This is a genomic window from Marinomonas ostreistagni, from assembly GCF_016461785.1.
Taxonomy (GTDB): Bacteria; Pseudomonadota; Gammaproteobacteria; order Pseudomonadales; family Marinomonadaceae; genus Marinomonas; species Marinomonas ostreistagni_A.
Map to the genome: position 1 here is coordinate 265,404 of NZ_JAEMUH010000003.1, position 17,311 is coordinate 282,714.

Below are 17,311 nucleotides of genomic sequence, written 5' to 3' on the forward strand. Positions count from 1 at the left end.
GGCTTATGAGATGTCTGCAAAACTAACTAAGCGATCTCGACCAAGCTCTTTTGCTTCGTACAAAGCCTTATCAGCATTTGAAAGAGCTGTACTGCTGTTATCCTCATAAAATTTTGCAAGTCCGACACTGACAGTCACTGAAGAATTATCTGGTAAAGGAAACTCAGATAGCCGAATCGATTCTATTAAATCGTTTAAGAAGGACGCCGCTTGTATACTCTCCAAATCATGTAGAACAATGGCAAACTCCTCACCTCCAATACGTGCAATAAAGTGAGGAGGCATAATTTTTTCTTTAAGTATCGCTCCAATTTGGCGAATCACTTCGTCGCCCACCTCATGGCCAAATTGATCGTTTATTCGTTTGAAGTGATCAATATCTATAATGGCAAAATATGTTTTATCTGATGAGGTGACTGCACCAAGATACTCTCTAAAAGCCCTGCGATTACTCAGTCCTGATAATGTATCTGTCATGGCCATTTTTAGTAGCTGATCTTCTGCCTTCAAGCGTGCTTTTTCCAGTTCAACGGCATGAAATAAGCCTGCTAATGCATCTCGTAACGGTTGTAAGAACTCAGCATCCTCGTTTGTGTAATTATTGAACTTGTTTGCTAAACCAATCATGCCCGTTACTTCGCCTTGCAGCTGAATTGGAAGACCCATGAAGCGGTAAATGGGAGGGTGTCCTTTTGGTGTGCCAACAGATGCTGGGTGGCTGCCGAGCTGATTGCTAATCACTGTTTGTTCACTTTTGATTGTTTCACCAAAGAGATTATCAAACGAATCGAAGTAAAGCTTTCTACCTTTATAGAGCTCAACTAATGCCTCGCTGGCACTGTTCCAACTTAATTCAGAGATAGCATGAATGAATAATCGGCGTTTGTTTTCTTCGAACACAATTTGACCAATAAAGGCAAATTGACTATCAGCGATATCGATCAACTCAGGTAAGATCGCTTGGCAAGCGCTCGATAAGTCGTGATTTTCTAGGTATGCCGCACGCGCTTTATTGATAAAGCCTAATAATTGGCTTTGTTTCATCTGGTGGATTTCAGCCAGTTTCCGCTCTGTAATGTCTCTATGGGTTCCTGCTAAGCGGATGGCTTTGCCCATTTCGTCCCGTTCAACCACGCGGCCATATGTTTCTATCCAAACCCAACTATTGTTTTCATGGCGCATTCGATATATCGCCGAATAGATATTAGTTTCACCTTTTAGATGGGCTTCAATTTTATTGCTAACACTACTAAGATCAGCTGGGTGTATACGCTGTCGCCAAAAACGGCTGCTACCGTCATAGAATTCATAATCTACACCAATAATATCACACCACCTCTTGTTCACTTGAGTGTGGTCTGTATCAAGTCGGTAGTCCCAAGTGCCGAGTTCTGAAGCTTCTAATAATAATCGCATTTGTCGATTGGTATCATTGAGACGCTTTTCAAAGTGTTGCTGCTCTGTGTGATCTGTTGCGATTGCATGTATGGTTTGTAAACGGCCGGTTTGATCGAAAAAGGCTTTTGATAGCAATCTAACCCAGATACTGTTCGATGCTTGGTTTAGCTCAAGTTTCGTCTCTGTGGTTTCAACGCCACTGAGGTGATTCTGGATCATGAAATGAAACTCTTCTTGGCTAGGTTGAGACAAGAAAGATTCAAAACTCTGCTGATGAGTTGTGATGTACTCGTAGTCTAACCCTAATACCTCTTTAACATTGCGCGTCACAGTTTGTAAATTCAACCCATTATCATAGCGCCAGCAGATCATGACGGCAGGAGATTGGTCTAATAAACTGTGTTCATTTTGCAGTTGATAATGCTCTTTTTTGAGAGCTAAGTGGTCGCTTATCACCGAGCTTAATTGCGTGAGGCTACTGCATTGCTCAGGCGTAAAGTGTCGAGGTCGAGTATCTACTAGGCATAAGCTTCCTATAACCGTACCTTCAATAACTAGAGGGGTGCCAGCATAGAACCTTAAATCTGGGTGCTTATCTAATAACTTTGTTTGAGTGTATCGTTTATCCATCAATAAGTCGGGGATGATGACTTGTTGCTCTTCTTTTAGAACCAAACCGCAAAGAGCATCTTCAATAGGTGATTGCTCTACCTCTAACCCAAATCGAGATTGAAATACAAAATGGCCTTTATGGGCAATGGCCGTCATCGTGACAGGTACGTCAAAAAGTTGCGCAATCGAGCTGACTAATTGCTTGATGGTTGAGTCTTCAGAACGAGCCAGACTGTATTTATTAATGAGCTCTTGACGTTTTTGATGAGGCATCTAAATCCCTGAAAAGTTTATTAACCGATTAATATTAGACTCTTTTAATGGAAAAGCTGAAGGCAAATTAACCAATTGCTACAAATCACTTTAAACCCTTAACAAAGGGATAACAGAAGGCTTGCAGATTAAAACTAATTAGCGACTTATAGTAAGACTAGTCGGTAATTAATACTGATTAAAGGTAACTGGAGGCGTCATGAAAACACTTATCATGGTGCTAGGGATGGTGCTTTTGTCTGGATGCAGTGACCAAAACCTGGAAAAGACAGATCTTCAAAATGGGAAAGAACTGTTTGGCTTGTATTGTGCAAGCTGTCACAAAGAAACGGGTAACGGTCAGTTTTTATTGGGTATTCCACGAAATAATGACACTCACATGAGTATCAACGAAGTGGCATCTCTCATTAGAGTTGGTCACAAAGACCTTGATAATATGCCAACATTCCCTCAACTTTCGTCACCTCAAGCCTATGCCATTTCTTCCTACCTCAAACATAAGCTTGGTGCCCAGTAGTTGCAACTAGGTAAAGGCAAGCTTTGAATGAACTATATTGTTTAGTGTATAGCCACTAAACCATTGACCGTGCTCTTACTCACTTGAGATACAACGTATGCGTTTAGGTTAAGGAGACCTAATGAAAAAAAATAATAAAGCATTCAGGCATATGGACAGTATGATCGATGAACAGGTTGAGAATCTGAGGCGTAACGTCACAAAATTGGGCGGCACTTGTGTCGGCAAGAACGAAACCGATGAAAAGCAAGTTAGCGAACAGCTAAAGAACCTTGAGGTCGAAATGTGGAAGGTGATGGAGGTAACAAATTTCCCCCAAGAGTACTTAAAAAAAGAGTTAAATGTTGCTCAATGTCTTGAGCGTTATTGCCAACAGATTCGTCTGCAAGCGGTATCAGAAATGAACCTTTGCTGCATTGAAGAAGAGATACTGTTTAAGAAGAAACTGGATGAATATGAATGGTTGGTCTGGCAATACAAAACCCTACAAAGTAATCAATAAGGCACACTTGCTCGAGCCATTATTACTTTATTAGGAATGGTACACCCGAAAGGATTTGAACCTTCGACCTCGCCCTCCGGAGGGGCGCGCTCTATCCAGCTGAGCTACGGGTGCATCACTTAGGCGGCGCATTATAAGGGGTTGAGGAGTAAGTCACAAGATGGATCGTTTCAAGAAGTCTAAAACTTATAAAGTTGCGTATATTTACTGTGTATTTTTGTAGGATTTGAAGTTGATTTGCTGCAAATGAGTTACCTTTAGAGGTGCGTATTCAATAACTGGATTTAGGGGAATTGTATGGCCATGCCAGATCTCAAAAAAGTTGTTTACTCGAGCGTTGTTTCTGCCCTGTTAATGTCTTCAACCGCATATGCTGCACCGCAAATGTCAAAACTACCGACCTCTGCATGGGGACTGACTGATCAAAATGTGCTGTTTAATGTGAACCCTTATCAGCCTGATGTTGTCGTAAAGTCTGTGTCGTTAACTGGATTGCAAGGTGAAGATCAATTAATAGGTATCGATTATCGAGTAGCGAGAGGAGACCTTTATGGACTCGCAAACTCCGGTCGGATCTACGTGATTAATACCTCTACTGGTAAAGCTTCGCTGGTAAATGGTTCAGATGTTGTGCCTGAAATGGCCGTAGGGCCTTATGGTTTTGACTTCAACCCTGCTGCTGATAAGCTGCGAGTGGTTGGTAATAAAAACCGTAATTTGCGACTAGACCCTGATAGCGGTGCAAAAGTTGATTTTGATAAGAATATATCCGGTATTCAAACGGACCCTAACTTAGTATTTGACTCTCAGGACCCAATGGCTGGAGAGTTTCCTGATATTGTTGCGGCTGCGTACACTTATAATCCAAATGATAGTAAGCTCACAACAAACTACGCAATTGATAGACGTTCTGGAAAACTCTTAATGCAAGGAACGAAAGAAGGTGTATTGCCATCTGTATCTCCTAATCTTGGAGTGTTATACACCATTGGTGATTTAGGAACAGGGCCTTTAAAAGACGCATCGTTTGACATAAGTGACGTCAGCAACACTGCATTTGCGGCATTATTATCAGCGAATGAGCAAGAAACTGTCTTAGTGGAAGTGGATTTATTAACGGGTGCTGCATCAAAGGTCGGAACATTTGGTGATGGCTCTCATGTGGTTGGTTTTGCAATCGAACCTTAATGGAGTTGAGTTGGATTAAATTATGGCATTAAACCTAAAAAGAGATATTTGTTTTGCACTGTGCTTAATGCCAACCTTGGCTTGGTCTGATGTATCAATAAAAATTGTTGATGCATCAGGGCAACCATTAAGTACCGCTGTCGTTTTTTTGAAATCTCCAGATATTATCTCATCAAGTAGACCGTTAACTGGGGTTGAGATTGCTCAGAAGGACCGTCAGTTTATACCTGGTGTACAGGTGGTAACGGTAGGTACAGCCATAGAATTTCCTAACTTAGATGATGTCAGACATCATGTTTATTCTTTCTCGCCAGCTAAAATTTTTGAGTTAAAGCTTTATGCACAAAAGCCCGAAGCCCCTGTAACATTTGAAGAAACAGGTATTATCGAATTAGGCTGTAACATTCACGATAGTATGCTTGGTTGGGTTTTAGTGAACGATTCATCGATTTATGCAACGACGAATGATCAGGGGCTGGTAACGTTTCCTGGATATAAGGCAGGAGATTACTCTATTGATGTTTGGCATAAAAATTTCCCCTACGGCGCCCCTTTTGAAAGCTTCAAGGTGCAGGTCACAGATAATGATAGCGCTCATACACTGCAACTAGAAACGCAAGGAGTTTCTTTTTAATGACGGCCTTGCCACGCTGGATGCATATTCGTTTATCTGTCCGTTTCATTTTAATAACCTTGATACTGCTAATCTTTATTCAGACCATTGGGTTTTGGATTGTACAGACTGCTGTAGAACGTTATGTAAGAGATGATATTCAGCATTCGATCGCTGTATCTGAGAGAGTGTGGAATAAATTAATCATTCAAAACCATCAGCAGCTGGTCGAAGGTGCAGAACTATTGGCATCAGACTTCGGCTTTAGGTCGGCGGTTGCATCAAAAGATGAAAACACTATTTCTTCCGCTTTAGCTAACAGTGCTCAACGAATAGGCGCATCTGTCGCAATCTTGGTCGATCAGCAATGGCATCTAAAAGCGACTTCTAAAGATGACATGATGAAGTCGAGTAAATTAGTCTCCTTAATTGATGAGTTGGCAGCGACTCGCCAAGAAAAAGGAGAAGAGGCTTATATCACCGCTCTTTATAGTGGTGCGCCAACCCAGTTTGTTGTTGTACCTGTGAAAGCCCCGCGCTTAGTTGGTTATGTCATTATGGGCTTTGCTATCGAGCGGGATATGGTTGCAGAAGCGAGCGATTTATCTGGCATTGATGTCGTCCTGATGTCGAACAATGGGGCTTCATCTGTCAAAGTTATGGCCAGCTCTGATCGTTTGGAGGAGCACTTTTTACAAGATATTCCGGGACGTTTTTTTCTTGAAGATCTAGCGTTTGATATGCGTGTTGCGCAAGAGACTTTTGTGAGTGTGATTCATGGACAGGAAGTCATTGGTGGCTTTCTCAGTCTCGCTTTCATGAAATCCTTAGAGGAAGCAGGTACACAGTTTGATGAGTTGTTTCATCAATATTTGGTTATTACTCTTATAGGTTTAGTCATCTTTGCCGTAGCCGTGACTTGGTTATCCCGCCGCGTCACTCGTCCTCTGGAGCGTTTAACAGATGCGACAGGTGCTCTACAAGAAGGAAACTATGACGTAGAGGTGAGTGGTGTGGGGCGCATGGACGAGGTTGGTGCATTGGCTCGAAGCTTCGATGGCATGCGTAGCAGCATTAAAGATCAGCGAGAAACGATTTTTAAATTAGCCTATAACGATGCATTAACAGGCCTGCCAAACCGCTTGAGCTTCCGTCAAAAAGTTGCTGACTTGATTGAGTCGGGCGAAGTGAGTTCTCTCAGTGTAATCACTATTAACTTAGATCGTTTTAAACAAGTAAATGATGTTCTTGGTTATGAAATGGGTGATGAAATTCTCAAGGCCACTGCGACTAGGTTACTTGGCGAGGCTTGTTCTGCTCAAGATAAGTTAGCGCGGGTGAGTGGTGATGAATTCTCGGTGCTTGTGTTACCTTCTGAAGATACACCTATGAAAATTGCTCAATCTCTTTTAGCTCGCTTAAATGAACCAATGGAGATTGATCATAACCTGATTGACTTAAGTGCCAGTATTGGCATTGCATCGTGGCCGATTGATGCGCAGCAATGCGATGCATTAATCAATGCTTCGCAAGTTGCAATGTATGCTGCTAAGCGCCGTAGTGAAGATATTATTTCCTACAAAAGTGAGTTTGTAACATCGACTCCAGAAAGTTTGAGTCTTCTCTCTGAGCTTCGCCAAGCCGTGACGAATAACGAACTCAGAGTATACTTACAACCAAAAGTTTCAACTGTCGATCATCGTGTCATTGCGGCTGAGGCCTTAGTTCGTTGGCAGCACCCAGAGAAAGGGCTTGTACCGCCTTTTAAATTTGTCCCTTTTGCGGAGCAAACTGGTTTTATCAGGGAGTTAACAAAATGGATGATTCGCTCTTTGGCATCTCAGTGGCAAGGCCTTCAATTGGGGCATGAGGTTTTTCGAGTGTCAGTGAATTTATCAACTAGGGACCTATTGTCTCCCACTTTTCCGGACTTTGTTCAGCAAACCCTTCATGACTTCCAGGTTCCAACAACAGGGGTTTGTTTAGAAATAACGGAAAGTGCCATTATGGACGATCCAACTTTTGCTGAGCAGACATTAGCTAAGCTATCCAATATGGGATTCAGGCTCTCCATTGATGATTTTGGTACAGGCTATTCATCGCTCGGTTATTTAAAACGCTTGCCGGTGAACGAACTCAAGGTGGATCAATCATTCGTATTTGGCATGATTGAAGATAACAATGATCGTACGATAGTGCAGTCTACGATCGACTTAGCGCACAATTTAGGTCTTGAAGTCGTTGCAGAAGGTGTTGAGACAGAAGCAATGTACTTGGCCTTAAGAGAGCTCGGGTGTGAAGAAGCCCAAGGCTACTTCATTGGTAAGCCCATGCCGGTTGAAGAATTTATAGTGTGGCGCGATCAATGGCATAAAGAGCATGGTTTAGCATAATTTAATGAGAACTTAGTGCTGCTAACGGTCTTATTGGAAGATACCGCCTTATAGGTTTTATTGGGGTTTTGATGAAAGCGTTTCTAATTTCGTAGAAACGCTTTTTTCTTAAAATCCATTGTTCTCTGCTCAACGTATTCCTTATCAAAGGATAAGGAGACAGATTATGTTTGTGCTACATCATTTGGAGAACTCGCGCTCACAGCGAATTGCATGGGCATTGGAACACCTGTGTTTGCCCTATGAAGTTAAACTGTACCAACGTAAAGCCGATAATACCGCTCCAGACTCTTTAAAGCATGTTCACCCGCTCGGCCACGCTCCGATTTTGCAAATGGAAGAGGTGACTGTTGCTGAATCAGGTGCAATTTTAGAGTTTTTAGCAGATGAATATGATGCCGAGAATAAACTTAAACCTGATGGTAAAGTGGCGCTTAGGAAATATCGCTATTGGATGCACTTCGCCGAGGGGAGCTTTATGCCTTTGTTGGTCATGTTACTCCTGTTCAAGAAAATTCCGACCCAGCCTATGCCATTTTTTATTAAGCCCATTGCTAAGGCTATCTGTAATAAAGTGATTGACAGCTTTATTCTTCCGAGATTAAACGATGTTCTTGCTTTGATTGAAAAACACCTTGAAGTGAACCATTGGTTTGCCGGTGAAAAGGTGAGTGGTGCGGATATGCAAATGAGCTTTCCCATTCTTGCGGTTAACTCTGTACAGACATTGGAGCAGTTTCCAGCTATGGCGTCTTGGTTAGCCAGAGTTCGAGAGCAAGACTCATATCAAAGAGCGGTAGGGAAAGTAGGGGAGTTCTCACCCTTTTAGGACAAAATTGCACAATGCTTCACAGGCAGTTGTTCTAAGATAGAATTTAACGTAACGTCGAATTTTCCTTCTTATCACCTCAAGGACGAACTGTGTCTAAACCTGTTAAATTACTCAGTATTGCCGTTGCATTTGCCTGTATTTTGCTTGCCCTTAACTTTGGTTTGAGGTCCTCGATGGGCTTCTTTATGGCACCCATTTCCAGTGAGTTTGGCTATGGAAGAGAAGTATTTGCCATGTCCTTGGCATTACAGAATTTATGGTGGGGCCTAACACAACCAATCGCTGGCGCAATCTCGGACCGATTTGGCACCTTAAAAACCGTCTTGGCTGGTACGATTCTTTATGCTCTAGGGTTGTATGTTACAGCGAATGCCAGTGGTGCCGCTGAACTGCATTTAGGTTCCGGTTTCCTAATGGGAATGGGGATTGCCGCTACAGGTTTTGGTGTTGTGCTGCCTGCTATGGCGCGCATGGTTGCTCCAGAAAAACGGGCCTTTGCACTAGGGTTAGGTAGTGCTGCTGGCTCAGCAGGGCAGTTGTTGGTAGTTCCGGTTGCTCAGTCGTTCTTATCGGCATACGGTTGGAGTTCGGCATTATTATTACTGGCGGCCTGTGCCCTGTTAATGGTGGTGTGTGCATTACCTCTAGCCCGTGATGGGGCGAACAGCAGCAATGCTGAAAGTAATTCTGGGCAAACCGCTAAACAAGCGTTACAAGAAGCGGGCGCTTACTCACATTACTGGCTATTGGTGGCAGGCTTTTTTGTCTGCGGCTTCCAATTGGCTTTCATTACCGTACACATGCCAGCCTTTTTATCCGATAAAGGGTTCGAGCCGGATGTTGCAGTGATGAGCTTGGCACTCATTGGTCTGTTTAATATCTTCGGTTGCTTACTCTCTGGTTCATGGTCGGGTAAGTACTCTAAAAAAACACTGTTAGCCTACATCTATGGTATACGCGCCATTGTGATTGCCATCTTTATGCTTTATCCGATGACAGCTGGCAGTGTATATGTGTTTGCTATCGCGACCGGTTTGCTGTGGTTGGCGACAGTGCCACCAACATCTGGCCTTGTGGGACAAATGTTTGGTCTAAAGCATATGGGGATGCTGTATGGAATCGTCTTCTTAAGCCACCAAGTGGGATCCTTCTGTGGCGTGTGGTTAGGTGGTTATCTTTACGATACAACGGGCTCCTATGATGTGGTGTGGTGGGCCGCTTCAATCATCGCGATGATAACAGCCATCATCCATTTATTTATTGATGAGCGACCTGTTGCGCGCTTGCGTTCTGAGACGTCATTGGCTTGATACTTAATTATTGAGCTAATTTTTAAGTGAAAAAATCATATTAAAAGTGAACGGCATTGTTTAGGTAAGTGATATATTTACCGCTTATTTTACAATCGATGCACTGCGTCAGGGTGCAATGTTATTTGGGAGTAAGTATGTCTACCATCATGGTACTAAATGGGCCAAACCTAAACTTGCTAGGTCAGCGGGAACCGCAAACCTACGGACATGAGACATTAGCCGATGTTGAGGCAATGTGTCAGGAAGAAGCGGCTAAGCACGGCTTAAAAGTGGATTTTCGCCAATCTAACCATGAAGGCGCTTTAGTTGATGCTATCCATGAAGCCGGTCAATTAATCAAAGCGGGTAAAATGCTCGGTGTTGTGTTTAATCCAGGTGCCTACACGCATACTTCAATTGCGTTGCATGATGCGATTAAAGGCGCCGAAGTACCTGTGGTTGAAGTGCATATTTCCAATGTTCATGCGCGAGAGGCTTTCCGTCATCACTCTTTTATCTCGCCTTGTGCCGTTGGAATTGTCATCGGCATGGGTGTTCAGGGTTATGTATTGGGCATGCAAGGCCTGATTAAAAAGCTTTCTTAAATGATTGGCCTGTGGCATTAGGCTTTTCTAAGGCCACAGGCGCATATTGATTAATGCCTTTCTGCTTGAGCGACTAATTCACCGATGCTCTGATAGGCTTCGTTTGCATCTTTCAGAATATTATCAATAATCGTTGATGCTTCATTAATAAGTTGCTCATTTCTAGCGACCTGATCGGTCACCTGTACCATACTGCTACGTGCATCGCTCACTAGCAGGTTGTTCTTGCTAACCATATGACTTATTTCATCTGTAGATGCACTGGTGCGAGCAGCCAATGTACGTACTTCATCTGCCACCACTGCAAACCCACGACCGTTTTCTCCGGCTCGTGCTGCTTCGATCGCTGCGTTTAAAGCGAGTAGGTTTGTTTGTTCTGCTATGGCTCCAATAGTGATAACGATTTTACTAATTTCCTCTGATTGGTGATTTAAATCTTCTACCAATCGTTCAGAACGGTTCACTTGCTCAATGATATTATTTGAGCTTTCAACGGATTTTCGTAATAGCTTGGACCCTTGAGCTGAACTCTCTGCCGTTTTTTGAGTGGATTGATGAGCAAGTCCTGCAGCGTTTTGAACCGAAAGTTGACACTCCATTCTCTCGGTAACATTGGATGCTACTTTTACAATACGAATAACATTACCTTCTAAATCGTAAACTGGGTTATAGGTTGCCTCGATCCATACGTTTTTTCCATCTCGGTGTTTGCGTAGGAACAGCCCAGATTTCGTTTGACCAGAAGCAAGGTCTTGTCAAAAATTGGGGTGCTTTTGATAGAAATCATCATGGCAAAACATTCTATGATGCTTACCTTGTATATCACGCACGGAGTTGTAACCAAGGGTATCGATAAAGTTTTTATTGGCGGTAATGATAGTGCCATCTGGTTGGAACTCAATGGTCGCATTAGAGCGATCAATGGCTGTGAGCAAGGCGTCTTGAGCTTGAGAGCGAACCCTCTCTGCGGTGATGTCAGTGGCAATTTTGAAGACTTTAACAACTTGACCGTTTTGTTTCACCGGAAAGTAGGTAGCTTCGAGCCACACGTTGCCGCCATCTTTTCGTCGTCTTAGGAACTGTCCTTTGTGACTTTCACCTTGAGCCAGTTTGCTCCAGAAAGACGCGTATTCAATAGAATCAACCTCTTGTTGATGGCAAAATATACGGTGGTGTTGCCCTGTGATTTCGTCAAGAGAGTAACCAACAGTATTCAAAAAAAGATCGTTCGCATCCATGATAACCCCATCAGGCGAAAAGGTTATGGTGGCGCAAAATTCCTTTAGCGAATTGATTAAATCGGCATTGTCATCCTGTACAAAGCTTGCGGTGGTTTCCTTTTTAGAAGGGTTAAATCCGAACATTTCAGATCTCCTCAAGCGTTTGGTTATGTCTAATATTAGACTACTCCTTAGCAAGTGAGGTGACAGTAATGAATTGTTCTTAATCTGATAGTTTTATGTATAAAGCTATATGGCTGTCCGAAGATGACTAACTTGATGTCACAAAAGCCAATAATAAAGATAACGTTACAAAAGATAGAATAGTGGTGATGAGCAGGGTGCTAGCACAAAATGTTCGATAGCCGTATTGGCTGCCAATAATAGGATAGATGCTCATCATAGGAACGGCTGCTAAGATAATTGCTCCCATTTGTAGCTGTGGATCAATGCCGGGTATCAGCCACATGAAAACCGCCATGCAAAGTGGGTGAATTAAAAGTTTACCTAGTGCGATGGCACTAATATCTAAGGTATTTCCTTTTATATTAGTACCTACAAGTGACCCGCCAAGCACCATCAAAGCTAATGTGGCGGATGCTCCTGAAAGCATAATCAGTACACGGTCAGCTACGGCTGGTAAAGCTAAGTGAAATTGCGAAAAAAACATGCCCCCAATGACGGCTAGAACCAGAGGGTTCTTAGTTAGCCTTTTAAACGTATCCAATAATGTTCGGCCTAAACTCATCCCTTGATCTTTTGCTGAGAAGTAGCTGAGTAAAGCAAAGACAACAGGAAGTACCACCGCATTTTCCCCCATGAGAGTCATGGCGAACGCTGTGGTTGGAGGATCATCAAACACCAACAACATAACAGGGTAACCAAAGAACCCTGAGTTAGAGCAGGCCATTCCCGCTCCTTTAAGAGAGGCCGCTAGCGAGGAGTTTTTCAGTACGTAAAGGGCGAATAGCAGCCCGATGGCTAATGACATCAGTGACGCCAAACTAAAAGCGATCAAATATTCTGGTATGAATACTTCACTCGGATCCATCTTGGCAAGCGTACTGAAAATCAGGGCTGGTAGGGTAAAGTACATGACTAGCTTGGCCATCCCAGCAATACTTTCGTCGCTAACAAGCTTTGTTCGTACGGCTGTATAACCTAGCACCATCAAAATAAAGATAGGTGCTGTGGTAAGTAGCATTTGCAACATCAGAACGAGCTTACTCAGTCACGGGGTTGTAGTAACTATCAAGTTGAGCGGCAGTGTCTTTTACGGCTTTACTGAATAATTGAAGCGCCATAGAAGCATTTGTATCGGCTCGTACACTTAAACCGACGGCGCTTAAGGTTTCTTTGGTATTCACTGGTAATTCAGCGAGTTCGCCGTCAGTAATTTCACGTGCGACGACACCGCGAGAGATTATCCAAATTGCATCGGTGTTTCGGATAAACTCTTTACCAAAGGAATCTGAGACAGTGTCAATTCTGTCACGTATTTTACCGACTCCTTCAGCGAGTAAAAAACGGTCTACGGTTGGACCTGTAATGGATTCTTCTGGAGGGTATAGAACAGTGAATTGAGTGATTTGATTAAGTTGGAAGTCTTCTTTATCTAGCAAGGGGTGGCCTGGGCGCACTGCAAAAACAATTTGCTCTGAATACAAATGTTGAAATGAAATGCCTGCCATGGCTTCAGGAACCCCCATTCGGCCAACGACTAAGTCCAGTTCTCCTACTCGTAGTTGACTCATCAAAAGGGAGTTTGGGCCCGAAACAAGGTGTAAGCGAACGTCGACATTGTTGGATCGAAAACGTTTTACTGCTTCTGGCAAAACGCTGGTTGCAACGGTTGGTAATACACCAATACTGAGTTTCTGTTGTCCAGTCACCAGAGCCTGATTAACGCGCTCAGCACCTTCACGAAGGGCCGCAACGCTGGTACTGGCATGCTCTAAAAATAAGTTGCCATAGTGAGTCAGTTCGATGCCTTTCTTACTACGTTCTAACAGACGAACCCCTAGAATTTCTTCTAGTTCTTTCAGTTTTTTTGAGACAGCAGGTTGAGTCAGAGACAAGACATCCGCAGCACGCACAACGCTGCCTTGACGGATAACTTCTAAAAAGCATTCCAAGTGACGATACTTGATACGATTTTCCATCATACCTGACTTTCCTCTTAACTCATTTTTAGACGTTAAGTATTACAGCGTTGTTTGGCAGTATTGAAAAGTAAAATATACGATTTTTGATATGTTTTTTTGTTATGTATAGAAAAATGACAAAATAAAAGCTCTTTAATAGTAATTTTCTTCGTTTAAAAGAGCTTTTATAACTTTTTGTGTTTTCTAATATATTAATATTGATATTAATTGGATTGAGCGAAGGCTTCACGTGTTAAGTTTCTGGGTGTCTCTACGCCAACCACAACATTATCTTCAATTCTGATACCACCATAGGGTAAAAGCGCTTCAATCTTGCTCAGGCTACAGCCATGTTGAGGTTGTTCCGCTCGCATTTTATCCAACAGCATTGGTATGAAGTAAAGTCCCGGTTCGATTGTGATGACCATATTTTCCAATAATGGCCTAGTAAGACGAAGGTATGGACTATCTTTCGGTGAGGCAACGGTTTCACCCTTTCGTGAATGCTGTTTCCCCCCTAGATCGTGAACTTGTAGTCCAAGTAAATGACCCAAACCGTGAGGAAAGAAATATTGCGGAATGTGTTTAGCTAATTGTTCTTCGACGCTGAGTTTGCAGATGTCGTGTTTCTTGAGTAGTTTTGCGACCCCAGCAAGTGTCTGATAATGCAGTTCAACAAAGGAGTTGCCAGCCAATGATTGGCCAACAAGCTGTTGTTGTAGGGTATCCATATCTTTAACGAGTGCAGAAAAGTCATCATCTAGCACTGTTGTGGTCCGTGTGATATCGCTCGCATACCCTGTGTAAGAGGCACCCGCATCAACCAGCAAAGTAAGTGGGCGTATACAGCGTTCAACAGATTTTTTTTCATAATGCAAAACCGCCGCATGCTCGTTAATCCCAACAATATTGGGATAAGGAGTATCGCTTGCATCCTGTTTTGTTGCTGCCAAGTAGGCTAGATGAACATCCAGTTCACATGCACCTTGTTTAAATGCCTGCTCAGCAGCGTTATGCCCCAATACTGCTATCTGTGAAGCACGTTCCAAGCAGGAAATTTCATAAGAAGTTTTTACTGCCCGATCGTAAGTCAGCCAGGTGAAAAGTTCTTCATGGTGTTGAAAGCGCTCAGATACGACCGGGCCAATAAAGGCGCTCCGCTTAGGTAAACTTCTCTGCCAAGTGTCGTCATTTACCGGCGTGATTTGCCAATGATGTTGCCATTCACCCTCAGGTATGGCGTTTGCCATGTGCCAGAAGTCTTGCTTGCCAGGCCAAATAAGCTCTGGTTTGTCACGTTTGAAGACAATGAAGCAATTAGCTGGTAATTGAAAAGGCAACCATTGCTGTGCGAATGAGAAAGCTTTGAAAGGGTGGCTATTATCGTCTTGGAAGTAGTAGCTTAAGGAACCTGAAGCCACGACTATTGCATCAAGTTTAAATTCTTCAAGTGCTACTCTATATCGGTGTAGTAACGTTTCCAAATGACGCGCGTAAAGTGCGTTTTCCATATAGTCTCCACTCAGTACTCAATTGTTATATCTTTTAAGACATAGTGTTTAGGTTGATGCGACGGGAAGTGTAGGGGAGAATTGCAACATCGCTGTAAATTGTTCTTCTGGTATAGGGCGCGAATAATAGTATCCTTGTCCGTAATGACACCCTAATGCTGCCAAGAGGTTTGCTTGAGTGACATTTTCTACTCCCTCAGCAACCACTGTGCAATCGAAAGCTTTCGCAAGATTTAATGCTGTTTGTACAATGGATAAATGGCGTTCATTTTCATCCATATCTCGAACAAAAGCTCGGTCAATTTTAATCGTATCGACATGTAAACTGCTAATGTATGCCAACGAACTCATTCCTGTGCCAAAGTCGTCAATAGACAGTTGAACGCCTATTTCTTTAAACGCATTAAGGCTCTTTGAAATGGTCTGCAAATGTAAACTTGTTGCAGTTTCAGTTAGCTCAATTTCAAGCAGCTTCGGCTCTATATCATATTTCTTAAGTAGATCTTGTGTGAACGTGACAATATCAGGGTCAAGTAAATTGTAGGGTGATAGGTTTACCGCAATAGGGACAGCGATTCCTTTTGATTTCCAGAAACTCAGCTGGCGTATCGACGTTTTGATAACGTAGCGACCAAACTCTCTAATCTTTCCACTTTGTTCGATAATGGATATAAACATGATCGGGGGAACAACGCCATCTTCAGGATGATGCCATCTTGCTAGCGCTTCTGTCGAAATAATACGGCCCGTTTGAAGATCAACTTTAGGTTGATAATACAGTTTAAACTGATGCTCTCTTAGTGCATCAGTTAATTCACTGCGATAACGAAGGGTCTTTTGGCTGTTTTGCTCAATTTGCTGTGTTTCATCGAATACCGACCATGCACTTCGTTGTTTTCTTGCTTCATTCATCGCTATGTCTGCAAACATCATCAAGCTATCAATTTCATCAGAATGATTCGGAGAGAGAGCAATGCCAATGGTAATACTTAACTGAATCGGTAATTGATCGATTTGAAAAGCCGACGTTAGTGTCGCGATTAATTGATCGGCAAAGTGACAAGCATTTTCTGCATCGACTTCAGGTACCCACACAAGAAATTCATCTGCACTGGTTCGAATGACGACTTGATCCTTGCTTAAAAAATGCTCTATTCGGTGTGCAAATACGATCAATAATTTATCGCCATTACGATGTCCGAGTGTTTCATTGATATCTTTAAATTTGTCAATGTTGATGAGAAATAGTGCGCCTTTTTCAGGCGCGTTGTGTTTGCGCTGGTAGCGCTCAAATAGATCTGCTAAAAATAGTCGGTTTGGAAGACCTGTTAAGTTGTCATGTGTAGCAAGCTTTTTGAGGGCTTCGTTTTTATCTTCGACACGTTTTGCTATCCATGACGATAACGTCAGTGCGAGCCAGACGGCAATCCAAAACACAATCACTGAGCTTATGATCAAACGCTTAAATATATGTGCTCTAGCTTGATCAAGGCTATGAGAGGATATAACGAGCGTTAAGGTTTTATCGGGTTGATTCTGTACTGTCCAGATATGGTAGTGGCCATCCACTCTGTTAAAGCCAGACTTATTATCGGCCGAATAAGCAGTACCAATTTGCTGTAAAACATCCGAAACCGTCTTTTTAGGCATGAATTGGTTGAGCTCCCAACTTGTGCCTTCATTATCCTGAAAAATTAAATATAACTCTTCAGGTTGATGCTCGGTTGTTTGCATTAAAGAAATGAGTTCAGCAACGCGCTCTTCAGCGTCGTCACCTTCCTCTTCTATCTCAGCCATTAGGAATAGAGCTCGTTTTTCTAAGAAACGAATTTCAGTATCAACACCAAGTTCACTACTCAGTCGGTAGGCAATCACACTGTAAATTGCAGAGATGACAATAGCCACAAGCAAGCAAATAAAGATAAGCTTTCTTCTAAGACTTTTATCAAGTTGTAACTCAAACAGTGTTGTCATTGTTTCTACTAAGGTTTTTTGCTACGAGTATCGATATTGGCAAGTGAATAAACTGGGCACCAGCCTGTTGCAAGGGATACTAGGTTTAATACGCCAAAAATGATTATTAGGATTTCAATGATTGGTTCTTCAAGGAAATCGCCGTTGAATAATCCAAAGGCTATTACGACGACTCCGATAACACCGCGCAAAATGCGATCCCATGGGTGAAGATTTGGTTTCATCATTTTTGTATCC

16 protein-coding genes and 1 tRNA gene are annotated in these 17,311 nt (G+C 42.7%); 8 read left to right on the forward strand and 9 right to left on the reverse strand.

Annotated elements, in window-relative coordinates:
- Positions 1-3: 3 nt before the first annotated feature.
- Positions 4-2,283 carry a diguanylate cyclase gene (locus tag JHD44_RS04350; RefSeq protein WP_199461432.1) on the reverse strand — a complete coding sequence of 760 codons (2,280 nt, stop codon included), beginning with the start codon at positions 2,281-2,283 and terminating at the stop codon, positions 4-6.
- A gap of 199 nt (positions 2,284-2,482) precedes the next feature.
- Between JHD44_RS04350 and JHD44_RS04355 the strand changes: the two genes are divergently transcribed.
- Entirely contained in the window at positions 2,483-2,800 is a 318-nt protein-coding gene (locus tag JHD44_RS04355) for a c-type cytochrome (RefSeq protein WP_199461434.1), read from the forward strand.
- Between the two features lie 121 nt (positions 2,801-2,921).
- Complete coding sequence (locus tag JHD44_RS04360) at positions 2,922-3,302, forward strand: hypothetical protein (protein WP_199461436.1); 381 nt, start codon at positions 2,922-2,924, stop codon at positions 3,300-3,302.
- Between the two features lie 37 nt (positions 3,303-3,339).
- Here JHD44_RS04360 and JHD44_RS04365 read toward each other — a convergent pair.
- A tRNA-Arg gene (locus JHD44_RS04365) sits at positions 3,340-3,416 on the reverse strand.
- A 183-nt stretch (positions 3,417-3,599) separates the two neighbouring features.
- Here JHD44_RS04365 and JHD44_RS04370 point away from each other — a divergent pair.
- The 6 genes from JHD44_RS04370 to aroQ all read left to right on the forward strand — a co-directional run bounded on the left by JHD44_RS04370 (position 3,600) and on the right by aroQ (position 10,225).
- Positions 3,600-4,490, forward strand: a complete 891-nt coding sequence (locus JHD44_RS04370; protein ID WP_199461438.1) for a DUF4394 domain-containing protein — start codon at positions 3,600-3,602, stop codon at positions 4,488-4,490.
- A 22-nt stretch (positions 4,491-4,512) separates the two neighbouring features.
- Positions 4,513-5,124, forward strand: a complete 612-nt coding sequence (locus JHD44_RS04375; RefSeq protein WP_199461440.1) for a methylamine utilization protein — start codon at positions 4,513-4,515, stop codon at positions 5,122-5,124.
- On the forward strand, positions 5,124-7,496 hold the full coding sequence (locus JHD44_RS04380) for an EAL domain-containing protein (RefSeq protein ID WP_199461442.1): 2,373 nt from the start codon (positions 5,124-5,126) through the stop codon (positions 7,494-7,496). The genes JHD44_RS04375 and JHD44_RS04380 overlap by 1 nt, the downstream gene beginning before the upstream one ends.
- A gap of 166 nt (positions 7,497-7,662) precedes the next feature.
- On the forward strand, positions 7,663-8,325 hold the full coding sequence (locus JHD44_RS04385) for a glutathione S-transferase (RefSeq protein ID WP_199461444.1): 663 nt from the start codon (positions 7,663-7,665) through the stop codon (positions 8,323-8,325).
- Positions 8,326-8,417: 92 nt separating this feature from the next.
- Entirely contained in the window at positions 8,418-9,638 is a 1,221-nt protein-coding gene (locus JHD44_RS04390; protein ID WP_199461446.1) for an MFS transporter, read from the forward strand.
- A 137-nt stretch (positions 9,639-9,775) separates the two neighbouring features.
- Positions 9,776-10,225, forward strand: a complete 450-nt coding sequence (gene aroQ, locus JHD44_RS04395) for a type II 3-dehydroquinate dehydratase (protein ID WP_199461448.1) — start codon at positions 9,776-9,778, stop codon at positions 10,223-10,225.
- Between the two features lie 50 nt (positions 10,226-10,275).
- Here the strand turns inward: aroQ and JHD44_RS18695 are convergent, their stop codons facing one another.
- The 7 genes from JHD44_RS18695 to JHD44_RS04425 form a co-directional block, all read right to left on the reverse strand.
- Positions 10,276-10,824, reverse strand: a complete 549-nt coding sequence (locus JHD44_RS18695; protein ID WP_325097044.1) for a methyl-accepting chemotaxis protein — start codon at positions 10,822-10,824, stop codon at positions 10,276-10,278.
- 156 nt (positions 10,825-10,980) lie between these two features.
- Positions 10,981-11,589, reverse strand: coding sequence for a PAS domain-containing protein (locus tag JHD44_RS18700; RefSeq protein WP_233401724.1), 609 nt, complete (start codon positions 11,587-11,589; stop codon positions 10,981-10,983).
- Positions 11,590-11,716: 127 nt separating this feature from the next.
- Positions 11,717-12,649, reverse strand: a complete 933-nt coding sequence (locus JHD44_RS04405) for an AEC family transporter (protein ID WP_233401726.1) — start codon at positions 12,647-12,649, stop codon at positions 11,717-11,719.
- Between the two features lie 19 nt (positions 12,650-12,668).
- Positions 12,669-13,610 carry a pca operon transcription factor PcaQ gene (gene pcaQ, locus JHD44_RS04410; protein ID WP_199461452.1) on the reverse strand — a complete coding sequence of 314 codons (942 nt, stop codon included), beginning with the start codon at positions 13,608-13,610 and terminating at the stop codon, positions 12,669-12,671.
- A 203-nt stretch (positions 13,611-13,813) separates the two neighbouring features.
- Positions 13,814-15,100 carry a Xaa-Pro dipeptidase gene (gene pepQ, locus JHD44_RS04415; protein ID WP_199461454.1) on the reverse strand — a complete coding sequence of 429 codons (1,287 nt, stop codon included), beginning with the start codon at positions 15,098-15,100 and terminating at the stop codon, positions 13,814-13,816.
- Between the two features lie 48 nt (positions 15,101-15,148).
- Entirely contained in the window at positions 15,149-17,074 is a 1,926-nt protein-coding gene (locus JHD44_RS04420) for a putative bifunctional diguanylate cyclase/phosphodiesterase (RefSeq protein WP_199461456.1), read from the reverse strand.
- A gap of 8 nt (positions 17,075-17,082) precedes the next feature.
- Positions 17,083-17,301 carry a YgaP family membrane protein gene (locus JHD44_RS04425; RefSeq protein WP_199461458.1) on the reverse strand — a complete coding sequence of 73 codons (219 nt, stop codon included), beginning with the start codon at positions 17,299-17,301 and terminating at the stop codon, positions 17,083-17,085.
- Positions 17,302-17,311: the final 10 nt, after the last annotated feature.